Genomic DNA, 19,041 nt, shown 5'->3' with positions numbered 1-19,041 from the left:
TTCTCCAAAACAGAACGACAAATACTCAGACCAGTTTGTTCAGGTCCATAATCGGCATCAAAATCGCCAGTACAATCAGACAAACCGATACACCCATAAAAACGATGGTCAGTGGTTCCAGCAAGCCCATGGCCATACCCAGCATACTTTCGAGTTCCCGCTCCTGATCTTTGGCGGCGTTATCGAGCTGTTGGGGCAGGGTGCCATTGGCCTCGCCACTGGACACCAGTTGGACCAGCAACGGCGGAAAAGTGCCGGCATTTTCCATGGCGCGATACAGGCTGCTACCTTCCCGCACCGCGTTGGCCACTTCTTCACAGGATTCCTGTAAGACACGATTGCTCATTACCTGTCCGGCAATGGACAGTGCCTGGAGCAATGGCACACCGCTGGCGGACAACAGGCTCAGCGTAGCGGCAAAGCGGGCGGCGTTGACCTGACGGATAAGGTTGCCAAATACCGGCATACGCAGCTGCCAGCGATGCCAGCGCAATTTCCATTTTTCAGTTTTCAGCAACCGGCGCACGCCCCAGATGGCGCCAATCAGTGCTGCCAGGCAGTAAATTCCGTAGTTCACCACAAAATCGCTGGTGGCGATCAGTGCCTGGGTAATAAAGGGCAGCTCGCGTTTGTTCTGGGCGAAAATTTTTACCAGATCGGGTACTACAAAAGCCATTAACAACACGATAACCGAGAGGCTGATAACCAGCAGCACGATTGGGTAAATCATGGCGGTTTTCAGCCGCTGTTGCATTTGCTGGCTGGTTTGGGTGTAGTCGGCCAGACGCTCCAGCACCGGGCCGAGATAGCCACTGCTTTCCCCGGCGCGCACTAGGGCGCGGTACATTTCATTAAAGGCGGTGGGGTTTTCACCCAGTGCCTGGGCGAGGCTGAAACCTTCCAGTACCTTGGTACGTACCTGCAAAAGGATCTGTTTGATATGTTGTTTGCTGTGCTGGCGCGCGGTGGCGTGCAGCGCTTCGTCCAGCGGTAAACCGGAGCGCACCAGCGAGGCCATTTGCCGGGTAATCAAACTCAGATCGCGGCTGCTGATCCGCGAGCGCAGGCGACTGCTCCAGCTGGTGCTGGCGGTAGTATCCCGACCGGCTCTGCCGTTGATGCTGAGCACTTCCAGCGGTTTCAGCTTTTTGGCGCGCAGTTGTGAGCGAACCTGACGTTCGGAATCGCCTTCCAATACGCCTTTAACGGTTTTACCCGTTTCATTCAATGCGCGATAACTGTAAGCACCCATAATCGCTACCGTCAGATCTGCGTGGTTACGCGCAAGACTTCTTCAATGGTGGTAACGCCATCCAGCACACACTGGCGACCGTCATCACTCATGGAGGGACTGTGTTTGCGCGCTTCTGCCAGCAGTTCGTGTTCGCCGGCCTGCTCGTGGATCAGGTGGCGCATGCGCTCGTTGATTTCGATCAGTTCGTAAATACCGCGACGGCCGCGATAACCTTGCTGGTTACAATGTTTGCAGCCGGTAGCGCGGAAAATCGGTGTATTTTCCGGCAGGCGTAACATGTCCCGCTGTGATTCGGCCGGCAGGTAGGATTCCTTGCAGTGATTGCAAAGCACCCGCACCAGACGCTGCGCCATCACCACTTCCAGGCTGGAAGCCAGCAGGAATGGCTCAACGCCCATATCTTTCAAACGCATCACCGCACCGATCGCGGTGTTGGTGTGCAGCGTTGATAACACCAGGTGGCCGGTCAAACTGGCCTGAATGGCAATTTCCGCCGTTTCGCCATCGCGGATTTCACCCACCATCACCACGTCCGGGTCCTGACGCAAAATAGCGCGCAAGCCGCGCGCAAAGGTCATGTCGACCTTGGTGTTTACCTGGGTTTGGCCAATGCCCGGCAGCAAATATTCCACCGGATCTTCAATGGTCATAATATTGCGGCTGCGGCTATTAATACTGCTGAGGCCGGCGTAAAGCGTGGTGGTTTTACCGGAACCGGTGGGGCCGGTGACCAGAATAATACCGTGGGGTTTAAGCAAGGCGCGCGACAGTCGGTCATGCACATTGGCTGGCATGCTGAGCTGTTCCAGCTTCAATTGACCGGCGGCCTGATCCAGCAGACGCAATACAATACGTTCGCCAAAGGCCGAAGGAATAGTGGATACCCGGATATCTACCGCATGGCCGGCCAGACGAACGGTGATACGACCATCTTGCGGCAGGCGTTTTTCGGCGATATCGAGGCGCGCCATTACCTTGAGGCGCGACACCAGTACCGGTGCCAGTTCGGCTTTGGGGGAGAGTACTTCGGTGAGCACTCCGTCAATACGGAAGCGCACCGAAACGCGGTCTTCGAAGGGTTCAAGGTGGATATCCGAAGCGCCTTCGCGCACCGCTTGCGACAAAATGGCATTGATAAGGCGAATGATCGGTGCATCGTCGTCGCCAGCCAGCAGATCGGTGCGGTCGGCCAGATCATCGGCCAGCGATGACAGGTCGTATTCGGCGCCCAGATCTTCGGCGGCGCGTTGCGCCGCGCCATCGCCGCTTTGGTATTCGCGGGTCAGGCGGCGTTGAAAATCCACCGCCGGAATTTCTTCCAGGGTAAAGCGGGTGCCCAGATAACGCTGTAATTCCAGCAGCACGTCCAGCGTCAGGCCCGGGCGATGCAGCACCGTCGTGTGTTCTTCTTCATCGAGCATCACGCCGTGGCTGGAGGCGAACGAAAAAGGAAGGCGCAAGCTGCCGGCGGCTTCTGCGCTGGCCGCCTGGGTTTCTTCTTCCTGAAGAATAACCTCGCCCAGCGCTTCTTCAGTCGCCTGGTTATCAACGATCACTGTGGTACTCCCTGCTCCTGCAGTGCATCGGCAGCACGTTGTGCAGCTTCAATTTCAGCGCGATAGGTTTCCAGTTCTGCCCAATCCGGTATGACCGGAACAGAGCGACTTTCTACCAGGATGCCGCGATTACGGCGCAGCTCCATTTGCTCATCGCGGATGGTGCGGTATTTTTCAGCGGTGGCACCGGTAAGGACTTTTTCATCGCGAACAATGGTGGCGCGGATGAAGATCAGCAGGTTGGTCTTAACCGCTTGCGAGCTCTGGCTGCGGAATGCATGGCCAAGAATCGGGATGCTGCTCAATAAAGGAACGCGGGTCTCGGAGGTTTGCACATCGTCTTTGATCAAGCCGCCCAGTACCGCGGTCTGGCCATCGGCCACCAGAATTTGCGTTTCAATTTCACGCTTGTTGGTGACTACGCCCTGAATACTGGCAATGTTGGCCAGGCTGGAAACTTCCTGTTTGATGTCCAGTACTACCGTATCGCCTTCGTTAACATGAGGCGTTACTTCAAGATTGATACCCACATCCTTACGATCAAAGGTCGAGAAGGGGTTGGTGGGGGTGCTGCCGCCGGTGCCAACCGAGGTGTAGGAGCCGGTTTGAATAGGCACTTCCTGGCCGACTTTGATCAACGCTTTGTTGTTGTCGGTGGTCAACAGATTCGGTGTGGAGAGGATGTTGGTCGAGGAGTTGGACTGCAACATTTTCAAAATGGCGAGGAAGTCAGTGCCGCCGCCCACGCGGCCAACGCCGAATACCTGGCCGGGAACCGAGGCCAGGCCAGTGGCAAGACCTGCCAAACCGTTACCGGTGATATCGAGAGCCGGGCCGGCAATGGCTGCCAGACGGCCGTCCCCCAGCGTAGAGCTGCCGAAACCGGAATCGCCATTGCTGTACATCCATTGCACGCCCAATTCACGGTTAACATCACCGGAAATTTCTACAATGATGGCTTCAACCAATACCTGGGCACGACGAATATCCAGGCTGTCGACTACGGAGAGCAGCGATTCCATGGTATCGCCATCGGCGGTAAGCAGCACCGAGTTGGTGGTTTCATCGGACTGGATGTTAGCCGTTACCTGATTGGACGCTGCCTGACCTTCGCCGCCGGGTGCGCGTTGCCCCAGGCTTTGCACCATGCCATTCAGCACCTTGGCGACATTTTCGGCTTTGGCGTATTTCAGGTAAACCACACGGAAGTTGCTGTTTTTGGTTTGCGGGCGGTCCATATTATCGACCAGCACGCGAACCCGCTGGCGCTGCAAATCGTCGCCGTTGACGACCACCGCATTGATGCGGCGATCAGCCACGATCAACACCGGGCTACTCGTAGTGCCGCGGTTGGGGTCGGGCTTTTCGATCTGATTGATGATGTTAACAACGTCCGTTGCCTGGGCATAACGCAGTTCAATCACATCGGTACCGATCACTGCTGATTGGTCAATGCGGGCAATGATCTCGTTGAGGCGGATAATATTGGCGCGGGTGTCGGTGATGATCAGCGCATTGCTGGCGTCATAAGCGGAAATATGGCCGTACTGCGGCACCAGCGGACGCAAGGTCGGCAGCACTTTGGTAGCGCTGATGTTTTTCAGCTGGATCACCTGGGTGATGTAGGTGTCGTCAACTTCGCTGACGGCGCTCTGGTTGGGCACCGGCAAGGAACGGGCATCACGGTTGGGAACAATCCGCACCACGTTGCCGCTTTCAATGGCGGTGTAGCCGTGCACATCCAGCACCGACAGGAACAGCGCATACAATTCCTGGCTGTTCAGCGGGCGGGTGTTGATCAGTTTTACCGGGCCGCGCACCTTGGGATCAATAATGATCGTTTTGCCGGTGGCTTCACCCATGAATTTGATCACTTCCTGGATATCGCTATCCTTGAAGTTGGGTGTCCAGGTTTGTTGTGCAGCAACACTGAAGCTGAGACACAGGCCGAATAACAAGCCGGCGACCTTCAGGGGGCGGGAAATTGTCTGGGGGTTGTAACGGGCGTTCACTCGAACCTCACTCTACTGAAGCACAACATCGATAGATAACACACTGCCACCGCGCTTGATTTCAAGGTTGGCCGACGTGGCGTTTCTCATGTTTGTATAGATTTCCATAATCTTGCCCGGATTGTTCAACGGCGTACCGTTAACGGCAGTCACTATGTCATCCGGTTGCAGTCCCAATGCTGCAAATTGATCAGCATTACGGCCGGGACGAATTTTATAGCCAACCACCTGACCACCTTCGCGGTGAATACTCATGGCGACCACATCGGAAATATTGCGGGCAACTTCGCTTTCCGGGTCAACGGCGGCGGGAGAAGCTTCCTGTAATTCATTACCCTGGCCAACAAAGACCGCTTGTTGAGAATCTTCTACCACCTCATTTTCTTCACTCCAGCTGCGTCCGCCGCCAGCATCTACCGGCGGTGCTGCAGAGCGGAGATTGGCGCGAGCGCGAGGGTCGTTATCGTCCTGGTGCAACCAGAGGGATTCAAGGCGGCCATTGTTATTGAGGATGACGCGGGTATCCAGCACACGGGTCAGCGTGACGCCCCGCCCTGCGGGCAGTTCGGCGCCAGGCCCGTAAACTTCCTGTTTGCCACCGGTAGCAATAATGGCGCGGCCGGCAGATTCATCGTTACTGGCAACAACGCCTACCAGCAGCAAATTTAATTGGGTATCCACCGCGTTATCTTCCATACCGGCGGGGAAGTTATTTTGGGTAGTGTTTTGTGCTTCATTGGCGGCGGCGATAGCGGCCTGATCGGCTTCACCGAAAATATCCAGCGACTTCAGCGTATCAATATTGAGATCACCGGCGGTAGCCGGTGCGCCGGTGCTTCCGGGCACCAGCGCAACGCTAGCCACAGGAATAACCGGATCGGGGACGACTAACCAGAAAAAACGCGACAAACTGAAGCTCAACCACAGCACCAATAACAAAATCACCAGATTTTTCCAGGTGCGAAGCGGAATGCGCGCGAAAAGTCCGGCACCGCGCTCCAGCGCTTGCTCAAGACTGGCAGTGCGTTGATTCAATGCCAAACGCGGAGAAAGAATTTTATCGTGCATGGTTGAACATCTTTACCTGGGAGTAACCGGGTGAATGTATTGCCGACCACTAAAACCCGGGCAAGACCCTGAAGGCAGAAGCTTTATGATTATTAAGCGGCCGATTGTACTCTATCCCTGGCGCAAAAGTGAAACGCTTGCGAAATCGAAGATTCCTTCCATGTGGAGACTCGTGATGAAGAGACTCGAGGTAAACCTGTTACGGAGAGCGTTACACCATGACGGAAGCACAAACTGCATCATCACTGATCGGTGAGCCGCTAACATACGGCAGTGATATGACACTTAGCAAGACAAGCCGGCGCATTTTCTTAATTTTTCGTCCGGTGCCCGGGGTAAATAAGGTTCTTCCAGAGAAGTCAGCCCCCGGTTGGCGGCCAACTTCCTGTGGCAGTGTTTACGGGCGGGACTTGAGCAAGTCGCGAATTTCCGTCAACAAAACTTCTTCTTGGGTCAGTTGTGGTACGGGCTCCGGTTCCGGCTCGGCGACCTTTTCTTCGCGCTTGAGGCGGTTAATGACTTTGATCATGACAAATATCGCCAGAGCGACAATGGTGAAATCCAGCACCGTCTGAATAAACTTGCCGTAGGCGATGGACACCGCAGCCGATTCGGCTGTCGCCTCTTTCAAAATAATCACCAGGTCGGAAAAGTCCACGCCACCAATCAGTACGCCGATGGGCGGCATTACTACATCGCTTACCAGCGAGCTGACAATTTTGCCGAAGGCCGCACCAATAATGATACCCACAGCCATGTCGACGACATTTCCTTTAACCGCAAACTCTCTAAATTCTTTGATAAAGCTCATAACATCCTCGGGGTGTGTAATAACAACATGGCTATCAAAAGGCGGCCTTCATGCTGGCTGCCTTGCCTGCAACGCCGCTTATGCAGCCAGCATCTGATAAACACTTTAGCGGATAAAGCGCAGGAGGAAAATTACAGACGCTATAAAAAACGCGTAATGGCGAATTATTGAGCGGGAAATAAGCGAAGAGGAAGAAAAACAGACAATGCGGGGTTGGGGGAAGTGTTTAACCAGGCACCCGCCGGACGGGTTGGCGAGTGCCGGTGTTTTCGCGATGCAGTGTTTGCTGTCAGTTTGCTAACAGCACTGACCGTTATTAACGGTCAGCGGCATCCTCAATTTTATCGCCAGCTTTTTGTACATCTTGACCGAAGCCACCTACCGTATTGCAGCCGGTCAGTGCGCCCAATGTCAGGAGCGTTGCAAACATGGCAATTACGAGTTGTTTCATGGATGTCTCCTATTAATGGAATAAGCGGTTATTGATCGATGCCCAGCTCATGCCAGATGGCATCGATTTTTTCTTTAACCGTATGATTCATTGTAATAGCAGTTCCCCACTCGCGTGTTGTTTCAGGCGCCCATTTGTTTGTAGCGTCAAAGCCGATCTTGGAGCCAAGCCCGGACACCGGTGAGGCAAAGTCCAGATAGTCAATCGGAGTGTTCTCAATCATCACCGTATCCCGCGCCGGGTCCATACGGGTGGTCATCGCCCAGATCACATCTTTCCAATCGCGGGCATTGATATCATCATCGGTGACGATCACAAATTTGGTGTACATGAACTGGCGTAAAAACGACCAGACGCCCATCATCACCCGTTTCGCATGACCGGGATATTGTTTCTTGATGGTGACCACCGCAAGGCGATAGGAGCAGCCCTCGGGTGGCAGATAGAAGTCGACGATCTCCGGGAATTGCTTTTGCAGGATAGGAACAAAAACCTCATTCAGCGCTACGCCCAGCACCGCCGGTTCATCCGGTGGACGGCCGGTGTAAGTGCTGTGATAGATAGGATCTTTGCGGTGGGTGATGCGCTTCACGGTAAATACCGGGAAGCTGTCCACTTCATTGTAATAACCGGTGTGATCCCCGAACGGGCCTTCCGGCGCCATATCGCCCGGGGCGATGTAACCTTCAAGAATAAATTCCGCTGACGCAGGCACCTGCAAATTATTGCCGAGGCATTTCACCACCTCGGTTTTATCGCCGCGCAGCAAACCGGCAAAGGCGTATTCGGAAAGGCTGTCCGGCACCGGCGTTACTGCGCCGAGAATGGTCGCAGGGTCTGCACCCAGTGCCACTGCCACCGGAAAATTTTCGCCCGGGTGTTGTTGCTGCCATTCACGAAAATCCAGCGCGCCGCCACGGTGAGATAACCAGCGCATGATCAGCCGATTTTTGCCGATTTTCTGCATGCGATAGATGCCGAGGTTCTGCCGCTCTTTAAGCGGGCCGCGCGTAACGACCAACGGCCAGGTAACCAGGGGGCCGGCATCGCCTGGCCAGCAGGTCTGGATGGGAATTCTGTCGAGATCCACCGCGTCGCCTTCTAGCACATATTCCTGGCAGGGCGCTTTGCTAAGCACCTTGGGCGCCATATTCAGCACCTGTTTGAAAACCGGTAACTTTTCCCAGGCATCCCGGAGGCCTTTGGGTGGCTCCGGTTCTTTTAAAAAGGCCAGCAACTTGCCCACTTCGCGCAGCGCTTCGACCGATTCTTCGCCCATGCCCAAAGCGACCCGCTCTGGCGTGCCAAATAAATTGGCCAACACCGGAATGTCATAACCTTTGGGGTTTTCAAATAAAAGGGCAGGGCCGCCGGCACGCAAGGTGCGGTCACAAATTTCTGTGATTTCGAGGTAGGGATCAATTTCCTGCTTGATACGTTTTAATTCGCCACGTTTTTCAAGCAGTGCAATAAAGTCACGGAGGTCGCGGTATTTCATAACAGCCTGTTAACCGGTCAGCCATTCGAAAATGGGTATGTTAAATCAGGCTCGACATCGGCGGGTATCTACTTGCCGCACTGTGGAAAAGCGCATACCGACGTCGAGCGTGCATGAAGGTATTGATAGTGAATGCGGGAAAGTATACCGGACACGGCTTTTGCGTGGGTGAAGAAAAATGCGGGGCTGAAAAGTAAAAAGCACTCCGGAGGAGTGCTTTTGCAGGATCTTACTTGCGCTTCATCGACAGGAAGAATTCGTCGTTGGTTTTGAAATCTTTCAATTTATCGACCAGGAATTCGGTTGCCGCTACGTCTTCCATATCGTTCAGCAGGCGACGCAAAATCCACGCACGTTGTAATTCATCTTCTTTCATCAGCAGCTCTTCACGGCGAGTGCCGGAACGACGCACGTTGATGGCCGGGTAAATACGCTTCTCGGCAATTTTACGATCCAGGTGCAACTCGAGGTTACCGGTACCTTTAAATTCTTCGTAAATCACTTCGTCCATTTTTGAGCCGGTATCGACCAGTGCGGTAGCGATAATGCTCAGGCTGCCGCCTTCTTCAATGTTACGCGCGGCACCAAAGAAACGCTTGGGGCGTTCCAGTGCATGTGCATCCACACCACCGGTGAGTACTTTACCGGAAGACGGAATAACGGTGTTGTAAGCACGCGCCAGACGAGTCACCGAGTCGAGCAAAATAATCACGTCTTTTTTGTGTTCAACCAGACGCTTGGCGCGTTCGATAACCATGTCGGCTACCTGAACGTGGCGTGCTGGCGGCTCATCAAAGGTAGAGGCAACCACTTCGCCGCGTACCGAACGCTGCATCTCGGTCACTTCTTCCGGACGCTCGTCAATCAGCAATACGATCAGGTGGCATTCCGGATTGTTGCGAGTAATTGCCTGGGCAATATTCTGCATCATGATGGTCTTACCGGCTTTGGGCGGTGCCACAATCAGGCCGCGCTGGCCTTTACCGATAGGAGCAATCAGATCAATGATTCTGCCGGTGAGATCTTCGGTGGAACCGTTACCGGCTTCCAGTACAAGACGCTCATCAGGAAAGAGTGGTGTCAGGTTTTCAAAAAGAATTTTATTGCGGGAATTTTCAGGCTTGTCGAAATTGATTTCGTTAACTTTCAACAGGGCAAAATAACGTTCACCTTCTTTCGGTGGGCGAATCTTTCCGGAAATAGTGTCGCCAGTGCGGAGATTAAAGCGGCGGATCTGGCTGGGTGAAACGTAGATGTCATCGGGGCCTGCAAGGTAGGAACTGTCTGCCGAACGTAAAAAACCAAAACCATCGACAAGAATTTCCAGAACACCATCGCCGTAAATATCCTCGCCACTTTTCGCGTGTCGCTTGAGGATATTGAAAATAATATCCTGTTTGCGAGATCGGGCCATACTTTCGAGGCCCATTTCACTGGCAATGTTAATAAGGTCTTCAATAGATTTGGCTTTTAGATCAGTAAGATTCATACACTGGGACTTTGTAGTAAGTAATTGAATTGATGCGGGATTGTCGTTGGGCTGTAATGTGTTTGTTATCGAGCGATCATTGCTGTTATTCGGTTCGCTGGCGATGAAAAGTTCCCTCGCTGATGAGGCCTGCTGCAGAATGGGAAAAAGGCTGGAGGTGGCGCTGGGGCCTCAATCTGGGCTGTTGCAGGTAACCGTGAGATATTCCGGGTTGTCCGAATCAGAAGAGTTGGAAAAGAGATTTTTTCAATCGCTGGCCAGAGTTAAAGCAAACTCGGATGCGCTGAGTATAGCGATACTTTTTGGCCACTGTAAAGAAAAATCGGGCTGGTATTGTGAATCAGCCCGATTTTTTTGCAGCTATTAGACAACGCTGTCGATGAAGTCTACCAGTTGGGTGCGTGACAGAGCGCCAACCTTGGTGGCTTCAACATTGCCGCCTTTGAAAATGATCAGGGTAGGGATGCCGCGGATGTTGAACTTGGCCGGGGTTTCCTTGTGATCATCAACGTTAACTTTGGCAATTTTGATTTTGCCCGCGTACTGTCCGGCCAGTTCGTCCAGCACCGGTGCGATCATTTTACAAGGGCCGCACCAGGGGGCCCAGAAATCAACCAATACCGGAACATCGGAATTTAAAACGTCGGCAGCAAAGCTGGCGTCGGTGACGTGAATGATGGCATCGCTACTCATAAAACTAAATCTCCCAGCCATAACGGCTACTGGTTGGCCTGGTCTCGAATGTTCGCAGGATTGTCGGGAATCATAAGGATTGCAGGAATGCCAGGCAAGGGGCAAAAAGCAATCGGTATCATAAATTGAGACAATGGCACCCGATGCGCCCATTGTTTTCGGCTTGCTGCACCCTGTCAGGGCGTCGATCGGCGGCCGGGATGAATGCGCTGGATAGCGCTGCGCAACGCGTGCAGCGTGACCGGTTTTGACAGGCAATCATCCATACCGCAGCCAAAGATGGCATCGCGGTGCTCCACCATCGCATGCGCGGTAAGCGCCATAATAGGTTGCGCCGGCAGCCCCAGTTGCTGCTCGTGCTTGCGGATATGGCGGGTTGCATCGAAACCGTCCATCTCCGGCATTTCGCAGTCCATCAGGATCAAATCAAAGGGTTGGGGAGCGGCTTGCACCGCCTCCAGGGCTTGCAAGCCGTTGTGCACAACCAGCGGTTGAATATTCAGTTTTTGTAACAGGCCGGTGATGACCATACGGTTTACGGTGTTGTCTTCGGCGACCAGCACACGCAGGGCCGCCGGCACACTGACGTCTTCAGGTTCGTGAATAGCAACCGGGTGCGGGTTGGGAGTAATCATCGCGTACCAGGCTTGTTCAAGCGTGCTGAAAAACAGCGGCTTGCGCAATTGCCGATGAAACAGTGTCGCGGCGCGCGGCGTCAGCTCGTTATCGTGATCAGACAAGAGCATCAGAATAATGCCGGGCGATCGTTGCAGAATGGTTTCCAGTGCGTCGACAATGTTTTCGTCGGCGCAGAAACTGTCCTGAATAACAACGCAATTGGGTGTGACGGTGATATCCTTCAGGTACCCCAGAGCTTGGGCAATATCGGTGGTCTGTTGCAAATGAATATGACGCAGGCGAGCGTGTTCCTGAAAAAAATTTTGCAGCGGCGGATGCGTATCGAGCACCAGTAACTGTTTTCCGGCAAGGGCATTCACCGGTACTGTACCGGTAGCGGTGGAGCCGCTGCGGGTATTTTTATTAAAGCGGGCGGTCAGGCGGAAAGTGGAACCATTTTCCGGGGTACTGGTGACGTTGATGTCGCCTTCCATTAAAGCAGAAAGACTTTTGCAAATAGCCAGCCCCAGACCGGTGCCGCCATATTTGCGGGTAGTTGATGCATCGGCCTGATGAAAAGATTCAAAAATAGTTTCCATCGCTTTGGCATCAATACCGATGCCGCTGTCGGCAATAAGAAATTCCAGCACAACATCGTCACTGGTTTGTCGCAACGGTTTTACTTGCAGGCTGATAAAACCTTGCCGGGTAAATTTGAAGGCATTGCCCAGCAAATTAATAATAATCTGGCGCAGCCGTGTGGGGTCGCCCTGCAAATAAATAGGCGTGGTCGGCCACAGGCCACCAAAAAAATCGAGCTTCTGTTTGCTGGCGGTTGCGCCGAATAATTGCAGGCAATCGCGCAATAATTCTTCGAGGTTGAACTCCACTTGCTCCAGCTGCAACTTGCCCGCTTCAATCTTTGAATAATCGAGAATGTCGTTGATGATGGTGAGCAGGTTTTCACCGGAGCGATAAATGACATCCACATAATGTTGCTGCTGCTCATTCAGCGGCGTATCGCGCAGCATTTCCAGCATGCCGATAACCCCGTTCATCGGGGTGCGAATTTCGTGGCTCATGGTGGCCAGAAATTGGCTTTTTGCCCGGCTGGATTCTTCTGCCGCTTGTTGTTGGCGGCGGGTTTCCAGCCGCTCCTGTTTCTCCGAGCGCAACGCCAGTTCCATGGTTTGCCGCTGCTCAATGTCTTCCAGCAGTGTTTCACGCATGTGATTGATCGCGTCCACCACATTGTCGAGTTCGTCGCTGGTGGGGTCGATTTTTATGCGCCGCAGTTTTAGCGGCGTGTCGAGGTTTTGCAGATGTAATTGCCGGGTGTACCAGGCAATACTTTTCATGTGGCGGGTTAATAAGGTGTACACCAGCCATAAAATAAAAAAGGAAATCAGCAGCGTTTTTGCGGTTTGTACCGCGGCTATAAAAATTGCCCGTTCACGCAATTTATCGTAAATACTTTCGAGGCTCGCGGTAATGACCAGCGAACCGAGCACTTGCGGCGTGGTACTGCTGTCTTCATAGATCAGCGGATATTGCCGCACCAGAAAACGGCCCGGCCTTTTTTCAATATCGTCGGCGGAATAGCGGCCGGTGCTGGCGCTGCGAATTTGTGCGGTGTTGTTCCAGTCCTGCCAGTTGACCTGCACCTGAATAACATCGTCAACATCCAGCAGGCTTTCAATTTGAATGTCGAGTTGTTCCTGATCAAAACCCCAGAGGCTTTTGGTAATGCTGGCGAGGCTGCTGTTGCGTACCTGGTCGAGACGTTTTTCGAGTGAGCCTACGTCGTCGTGGTAGCTGGTGTAGAGTTGAAACAGGATGGCAATGAGGGTAATCACCGAGCTGGATAAAATGATCAGCCCCAGCAATCGTGCCGCAATCGGATTGTCCTTGAAGTAGCTGCTGATCGATACCATGATTGTCCCGGATTGAACGGGCAAAAGTGCCTGAAGTTATCGGCGGTTTTCTGTTTGCCGTTGTCCGCCTGACGATGACGGGCGCGGCGAAGATTCAGAAACCGTCCAACTTGTTATTAACGCTGGATCTCCCTCGGGAATTCACAGGTAAACACGCTGCCTTTGCCTGGTTCACTGCTGATCTTGAGTTCAGCATCATGACGAAGCAACACGTGTTTGACAATGGCCAGGCCGAGTCCGGTGCCACCGGTTCCGCTGTTGCGGCTGGCGTCGACGCGGTAGAAGCGTTCGGTCAGCCGGGGGATGTGTTTTTGCTCGATGCCGGGGCCGTTATCCGTCACTGAAAAATACAGCCGGGATTTGTCCTGCCAGAGCTTCATGGCAATGGTGCCCTGTTCCGGGGTGTACTTGACGGCATTGATCACCAGGTTGGAAAAGGCGCTGTGCAATTCCTTTTCATTGCCCGACAGGTATAAGTCCGGCTCGCATTCGAGCAGAATTTGCTGCGACTTTTCACTGCCCAGCGCCATGGCTTCCGAGCGAATCACCGCCAGCATCGGCCCCAGCGCAATATTTTTGAGGTTCACGCCGCTGTCGGTGGTTTCCAGTTGGGAGAGCAGCAGCAGATCGTTGATCAGCAAGGCCATCCGCCGCGCCTGTTGTTGCATTTGTTGCAGCGGTCTATCCCACGCCGGTTTGTCATTGTGGTCTGCGAGGGTTTCCAGATAACCGTTAATTACCGTGAGCGGGGTGCGCAGTTCGTGGGATACGTTGGCGACGAAGTCCTGCCGCATTTGTTCAAGGTTATGAATGCGGGTGACATCGCGAACCACGATAAGCCGTTCGTTTTTACCGAAACGGGTGATCTGGAATTGCAGCTGTTTGGAGTTGAAACGCGGTGAGGGCAGTTCCAGCGGGTCGCTGTATTCGCCGCTTTCAAAATAACTGACGAAGCGGGGGTGGCGAACAAAGTTGATCACCGACAAACCCTGGTCGCGGGCGTGAAAACCCAGCAAGCGCTGCGCCGCCGGGTTCCAGAAATCGAGATGGCCGCGTTGATCCAGCAAAATAACACCATCGCGCAGGGCGCTGGTGGTTTCCTGAATGCGGTTGACGACCGCCTGCAGTTCCTGTTTTTCGTGCTGATGGCGGCGTTGTAAATGGTAAATGCTGTCGAAAATATCGCCCCACAGGCCGTCGGTTTCCGGCGGGTGTTCGGCTTCGTCACTGCGCGCCAGCCAGATATGCAGGCGGCGCATTTGCCACAGTAGCCAGCCAATGTAGGCAACGCCGGCCAGCACCAGACAAACCGCCAGCGCACCACTGAGCCAGCCGATGATCATGGCAATTATCATCAGCCATGCCAGGCGTTTGAGTTCAGCGTAAAAGCCCTGACGCAAGATTCCGTAACCTCGTCAATAAATCGAAAATAAAAAGCCGCTCCGGCAGATCCTCACCGGAACTTGCTGCTGAACTTTGCCGGTGGAACTTCCCTGCGGACATTCCCGCGCGCTTCCCCGGCAGGATTTTCCTGAGCCGTCGCTCAATAACCGGCGCTGTTTGCCCGGTTAGAGATCAATGCGGGTAGAAAAACGGTAGCCGGTGCCGCGCACAGTCTGGACAAGGTTTTCATGATTATCCACCGTCAGCGCTTTGCGCAAGCGGCGAATGTGTACATCCACGGTGCGCTCTTCCACATACACATTGCCGCCCCAGACGTGATCCAGCAATTGGCTGCGGGTGTAGGCGCGCTCCTGATGGGTGAGGAAAAATTCCAGCAGGCGGTATTCGGTAGGGCCCATGTCGACCGGTTGTTCGTGAATGGTGACACGGTGGCTGATGGGATCAAGGCAAAGGCCTTTTACGATGATCGGCTGACCGTTGATTTGCGGGTCGGCGCGGCGCAGCACGGCTTTGAGCCGGGCGACCAGTTCGCGTGGAGAGAAAGGCTTGGTGATGTAATCATCCGCGCCAACATCCAGCCCCTGAATTTTATTGTCTTCCTCACCTTTGGCGGTGAGCATGATGATCGGAATATCCGCGGTTACTTCGTCGCGTTTCAGGCGTCTGGCCAATTCCAGCCCGGTGGTGCCGGGCATCATCCAGTCAAGTAGTAGCAAATCCGGTTTTTCATCCACTACCAGCGCGTGGGCATCCTGTGCATTCCCTGCTTCAAGGCAATTGTAATCGGCCATTTCCAGTGCAACGCGCAACATGTCGCGGATTGCCGGCTCGTCATCAACGATAAGAATTTTGCGGCCGCTCATAAAGTCACCTGAAGTTGTCAAACATGTAAGAGTTACAGGATTATTAAATAAAGCCTGTGTTACACAATTATGACAAGGGCTGATGATTTATGCTTTTAACGCTATTGGAGCAATAAATCTATCGCAATTGCTGCAAAAATAATCATACCGACATAATTATTGTGCAGAAATGCCTTGAAGCAGGCCTCGCGCTCGCGAAAACGAATTAGTATTTGTTGCCAGATAAAGCAGCCGGCAACTAGTACCAGCCCGCAATAATAAACGCCACCCAGCTCAAAACGGCCACCGACCAGCACCAGGGTATAAAGCGTCATCAGCTGTAATACACCGGTAATCAAACGGTCCTGATCGCCAAACAAGACCGCCGTGGATTTAACGCCAATTTTAATATCGTCATCGCGATCGACCATGGCGTAGAAAGTGTCATAAACCACCGTCCAGAGAATCACCGCCAGGTACAACAGCCAGACATCTTCGCCGAGGTTGCCGCGCTGTGCGGCAAACGCCATCGGCACCGCCCAGGCGAAAGCCGCGCCCAGCACAACTTGTGGCAGATGGGTGTAGCGCTTCATAAACGGATAGGTAAAGGCCAGCGCCAGGCCGCCCACCGACAGTTGCACGGTGAAACTGTCAGTGAACAGCACCAGCATAAACGCCACCAGACAGAGCGCCACAAACAAACCAATGGCTTCACGGCTGCTGACTTCGCCGGTGGCGAGCGGGCGTTCACGGGTGCGTTTAACCTGGCCGTCAATGCGGCGGTCAGCGAAGTCGTTAATCACACAGCCGGCGGAACGCATGACAAAAACGCCCAGCGTAAAAATCACCAATAAATCCCAGCGCGGAAAACCGCCCGCCGCCAGCCACAGCGCCCACAGTGTTGGCCAGAGTAATAACAGCGAGCCGATTGGGCGATTCAGACGGGTGAGGCGAATGTATTGGGCGGCTTTAACGCGCCAGATGGCGGCGGTGGCCGGTGTTTTTTGTAGGGGAGCCATAAAAGTTTCCGACAGAAGGCGTAAATGGCAGTGCGCGCACTGCATCGGCGGGCTACTTTGCCACGGATGACCGATCAGGTGAAGAGACGGGGTCGCTATCCTGGTACAAGGCGGTGAAGTGATCGAGGAAGACTTCGCTGACCAGCAATGGCCGGTTGTCGAGGCGAAACACCGAGCGCCGGCCCCACAAGGGTTGTTCGCCCTGCAATGCCGGCGGCAGGTAGCGGTTGCCTTTGCCAAAACAGGCAATCACGACCGGGCTGCGTTCCAGTTGCGGATGTTTGAAGAGAAACTTCCCCAACGGCTGGTTGCCCTGTTTGCGCAGCCGTCGCAAGCGCCCCGTGAGGCTGGTGAGCGGCAATACGCTGCGGGCAAAAACCCAGGGTTGCCGGTGGCCGCGCAAGACCACTTCGCGGATCAGCGCCAAGCCAGGTCTGCGCATCGCCAGCGCCTGTTGTTCTTCACGGGTGGGGATGCCGCGAAACTGACGCACAATCTGCACATCAAACTGCCCTTCGCTGAGCGCAATCAGACGCGCGGTGAGCGAGGTTTCATTGAGTAACCAGGTTTGCAGCGGCAGGGGCGGGCGGTTTTGCGGGGCGATGGCGAGCAGCGATTGCCAGCGACAGCTTGTCTGCGAACTGAAACTGAATGGCGATAACACGCGCCGAAACTCCGGACAATGAGTGGAGCTGCCATGGTATCAGGAAGCGCGCTTTTGGTGCGTGATTCATACCCCGTGCAAGCTTCGCAGATGCCTGTTGCATTTACCGCGCCGGGATTTTGCGCTGCTGACCCGACTGCACCCCGAAAAGTGCCTCTTTCACAATAACGACAAGCGCGCCATGGCGCTGGACGCAGCGAGCCAATCCGGTGCTATATTGGATGACCATACGGCTTACGGCCCGGTACACAAGCAGAGTCAGGAACAGCTTTTGCCTGGTCTGCCTCTTGTTCCCGCCGCTATGGCGGGGGAGAATTTATGGCTCGGGCGTTGCTTGTGCCAGCATAGCGAGCCATACAGATCGGGCGACCGGTGTGGCCTGTCGCAATATTGCGCAAGCTTCCACCAGGGTTGCAAACAATAACAACGGAGTTTTCATGAGTTTGACCAAGCGCGTTTTACTGGCAATGGTGTGCGGCATTGCCGTTGGCATCGGTCTTAATAATTACCTTGGCATTACGCCGGATAACCCGGTACCGGCAACACCGGCTGGTCAATGGATTTTGCAGTACGTGGTGGATGGTTTTCTGGATGCCATCGGGCAGATCTTTCTCGCTTCGCTGAAATTGCTGGTGGTGCCGCTGGTATTTATTTCCATGGTCGGCGGCAGTGCCTCGCTGGGTAATCACAGCAGCATGGGGCGGATGGCTGGCAAAACCATTTTCCTGTACATCATCACGACGTCCATCGCGGTCAGCATCGCGCTGGCTATCAGCCTGGCGGTTGGCCCCGGTGAAGGGCTCAACATGAAGCTGCCGGAGAATGTGGCACTGCCGACGGCGCCATCGATCAAGGACACGCTGGTTGGTATCTTCCCGAGCAACCCGATTCAGGCGATGGCCGAAGGCAACATGCTGCAAATTATTGTCTTCTCGCTGCTGTTCGGTGTGGCGGTATCGCGCACGGAAACGTCCCGCAAATACATTCTTGAATTGTTTGATCACCTGAACAATGTGGTGATCAAAATGATCCTGATGTTGATGGAATTGGCGCCTTACGGGGTTTTCTGCCTGCTGGCGAAGCTGTTTGTCACCACCGGTTACGAGGCGGTGCTGGATCTGGCGAAATACTTCTTCACCTTGCTCGGTATTCTCATTTTCTACGGTGTTTGCGTATACAGCCTGATGTTAAAAGCTTTTACCGGCCTGAGCCCACTGAAATTTGGCCGCAAAATGTGGCCGGTGTTGTTGTTTGGTTTCAGTACCTCGTCCAGCGGTGCCACCATGCCCTTTACCATGCGCACCATTCAGCATGATTTGGGGGTGGATAACAAAGTGGCTTCGTTTACGGTGCCGCTCGGCACTGCGATTAACATGGACGGCACGGCGATTATGCAGGGTGTGGCAACGGTATTTATCGCCCAGGCCTACGGTATTGATATCGGCTTATCCGGTTATTTAATGGTGATTATTACCGCATCGCTGGCGGCGATTGGTACGGCAGCGGTGCCTAGCGCCGGGATGATTATGCTGGCGATGGTGCTGCAACAAGCCGGTTTGCCGCTGGAAGGTATTGCGCTGGTGCTCAGTGTGGATCGTCTGCTGGATATGGTGCGCACTTCGGTCAATATTGCCGGTGACGGGGTGGTGTCGTGTATCGTCGCGAACAGCGAAAAACTGCTGGATCGCGAGCGCTTCAACGATATGAATAAAACCGTATAAAGAAGA

Annotated in this window: 15 protein-coding genes; 1 reads left to right on the top strand and 14 read right to left on the bottom strand. The window is 54.1% G+C overall.

Annotated features, from left to right (window positions below; all coding sequences use genetic code 11):
• Positions 1-25 precede the first annotated feature (25 nt).
• The 14 genes from gspF to C4F51_RS17375 all read right to left on the bottom strand — a co-directional run bounded on the left by gspF (position 26) and on the right by C4F51_RS17375 (position 17,314).
• Positions 26-1,252: a type II secretion system inner membrane protein GspF gene (gspF, locus tag C4F51_RS17440; RefSeq protein ID WP_193912017.1), complete on the bottom strand. Its 1,227-nt coding sequence runs from the start codon at positions 1,250-1,252 to the stop codon at positions 26-28.
• 11 nt (positions 1,253-1,263) lie between these two features.
• The gene (gspE, locus tag C4F51_RS17435; protein ID WP_193912015.1) at positions 1,264-2,811 is read right to left on the bottom strand and encodes a type II secretion system ATPase GspE; all 1,548 of its coding nucleotides are present in this window, start codon (positions 2,809-2,811) and stop codon (positions 1,264-1,266) included.
• Entirely contained in the window at positions 2,808-4,823 is a 2,016-nt protein-coding gene (gene gspD / locus C4F51_RS17430) for a type II secretion system secretin GspD (RefSeq protein WP_193912013.1), read from the bottom strand. The genes gspE and gspD overlap by 4 nt, the downstream gene beginning before the upstream one ends.
• 12 nt (positions 4,824-4,835) lie before the next feature.
• Complete coding sequence (gene gspC / locus C4F51_RS17425; protein WP_193912011.1) at positions 4,836-5,891, bottom strand: type II secretion system protein GspC; 1,056 nt, start codon at positions 5,889-5,891, stop codon at positions 4,836-4,838.
• 397 nt (positions 5,892-6,288) lie between these two features.
• The gene (mscL, locus tag C4F51_RS17420) at positions 6,289-6,702 is read right to left on the bottom strand and encodes a large-conductance mechanosensitive channel protein MscL (RefSeq protein ID WP_193912009.1); all 414 of its coding nucleotides are present in this window, start codon (positions 6,700-6,702) and stop codon (positions 6,289-6,291) included.
• A 316-nt stretch (positions 6,703-7,018) separates the two neighbouring features.
• Positions 7,019-7,153, bottom strand: coding sequence for an entericidin A/B family lipoprotein (locus C4F51_RS17415; protein ID WP_193912007.1), 135 nt, complete (start codon positions 7,151-7,153; stop codon positions 7,019-7,021).
• A 28-nt stretch (positions 7,154-7,181) separates the two neighbouring features.
• Positions 7,182-8,651 (bottom strand): 4-hydroxy-3-polyprenylbenzoate decarboxylase, encoded by a 1,470-nt coding sequence (ubiD, locus tag C4F51_RS17410; RefSeq protein WP_193912005.1) that lies wholly within the window; start codon positions 8,649-8,651, stop codon positions 7,182-7,184.
• A gap of 229 nt (positions 8,652-8,880) precedes the next feature.
• Positions 8,881-10,140 (bottom strand): transcription termination factor Rho, encoded by a 1,260-nt coding sequence (gene rho, locus C4F51_RS17405; RefSeq protein WP_193912003.1) that lies wholly within the window; start codon positions 10,138-10,140, stop codon positions 8,881-8,883.
• 363 nt (positions 10,141-10,503) lie between these two features.
• Positions 10,504-10,854 carry a thioredoxin TrxA gene (gene trxA / locus C4F51_RS17400; RefSeq protein ID WP_235992362.1) on the bottom strand — a complete coding sequence of 117 codons (351 nt, stop codon included), beginning with the start codon at positions 10,852-10,854 and terminating at the stop codon, positions 10,504-10,506.
• 155 nt (positions 10,855-11,009) lie between these two features.
• Complete coding sequence (locus C4F51_RS17395) at positions 11,010-13,385, bottom strand: ATP-binding protein (RefSeq protein WP_193912001.1); 2,376 nt, start codon at positions 13,383-13,385, stop codon at positions 11,010-11,012.
• Positions 13,386-13,501: 116 nt separating this feature from the next.
• On the bottom strand, positions 13,502-14,785 hold the full coding sequence (phoR, locus tag C4F51_RS17390) for a phosphate regulon sensor histidine kinase PhoR (protein WP_193911999.1): 1,284 nt from the start codon (positions 14,783-14,785) through the stop codon (positions 13,502-13,504).
• A 168-nt stretch (positions 14,786-14,953) separates the two neighbouring features.
• On the bottom strand, positions 14,954-15,652 hold the full coding sequence (gene phoB / locus C4F51_RS17385; RefSeq protein ID WP_193911997.1) for a phosphate regulon transcriptional regulator PhoB: 699 nt from the start codon (positions 15,650-15,652) through the stop codon (positions 14,954-14,956).
• A 101-nt stretch (positions 15,653-15,753) separates the two neighbouring features.
• Positions 15,754-16,650, bottom strand: a complete 897-nt coding sequence (ubiA, locus tag C4F51_RS17380) for a 4-hydroxybenzoate octaprenyltransferase (RefSeq protein WP_193911995.1) — start codon at positions 16,648-16,650, stop codon at positions 15,754-15,756.
• Positions 16,651-16,702: 52 nt separating this feature from the next.
• Positions 16,703-17,314, bottom strand: a complete 612-nt coding sequence (locus tag C4F51_RS17375; RefSeq protein ID WP_193911993.1) for a chorismate--pyruvate lyase family protein — start codon at positions 17,312-17,314, stop codon at positions 16,703-16,705.
• A gap of 437 nt (positions 17,315-17,751) precedes the next feature.
• Here C4F51_RS17375 and C4F51_RS17370 point away from each other — a divergent pair, with 437 nt between their 5' ends.
• Positions 17,752-19,035 carry a dicarboxylate/amino acid:cation symporter gene (locus C4F51_RS17370; RefSeq protein WP_193911991.1) on the top strand — a complete coding sequence of 428 codons (1,284 nt, stop codon included), beginning with the start codon at positions 17,752-17,754 and terminating at the stop codon, positions 19,033-19,035.
• Positions 19,036-19,041: the final 6 nt, after the last annotated feature.

The organism is Cellvibrio polysaccharolyticus, assembly GCF_015182315.1.
In the GTDB taxonomy this organism is placed as follows: domain Bacteria; phylum Pseudomonadota; class Gammaproteobacteria; order Pseudomonadales; family Cellvibrionaceae; genus Cellvibrio; species Cellvibrio polysaccharolyticus.
Note: the sequence above shows the minus strand (reverse complement) of the source record. Positions and strands in the feature narration are given on the sequence as shown.

Bases quoted from the DNA above. Each gene is read 5' to 3' on its own strand.
- gspF (WP_193912017.1), bottom strand. From the start codon at position 1,252: ATGGGTGCTTACAGTTATCGCGCATTGAATGAAACGGGTAAAACCGTT.
- gspC (WP_193912011.1), bottom strand. From the start codon at position 5,891: ATGCACGATAAAATTCTTTCTCCGCGTTTGGCATTGAATCAACGCACT.
- mscL (WP_193912009.1), bottom strand. From the start codon at position 6,702: ATGAGCTTTATCAAAGAATTTAGAGAGTTTGCGGTTAAAGGAAATGTC.
- C4F51_RS17415 (WP_193912007.1), bottom strand. From the start codon at position 7,153: ATGAAACAACTCGTAATTGCCATGTTTGCAACGCTCCTGACATTGGGC.
- ubiD (WP_193912005.1), bottom strand. From the start codon at position 8,651: ATGAAATACCGCGACCTCCGTGACTTTATTGCACTGCTTGAAAAACGT.
- rho (WP_193912003.1), bottom strand. From the start codon at position 10,140: ATGAATCTTACTGATCTAAAAGCCAAATCTATTGAAGACCTTATTAAC.
- trxA (WP_235992362.1), bottom strand. From the start codon at position 10,854: ATGGCTGGGAGATTTAGTTTTATGAGTAGCGATGCCATCATTCACGTC.
- C4F51_RS17395 (WP_193912001.1), bottom strand. From the start codon at position 13,385: ATGGTATCGATCAGCAGCTACTTCAAGGACAATCCGATTGCGGCACGA.
- phoB (WP_193911997.1), bottom strand. From the start codon at position 15,652: ATGAGCGGCCGCAAAATTCTTATCGTTGATGACGAGCCGGCAATCCGC.
- ubiA (WP_193911995.1), bottom strand. From the start codon at position 16,650: ATGGCTCCCCTACAAAAAACACCGGCCACCGCCGCCATCTGGCGCGTT.
- C4F51_RS17370 (WP_193911991.1), top strand. From the start codon at position 17,752: ATGAGTTTGACCAAGCGCGTTTTACTGGCAATGGTGTGCGGCATTGCC.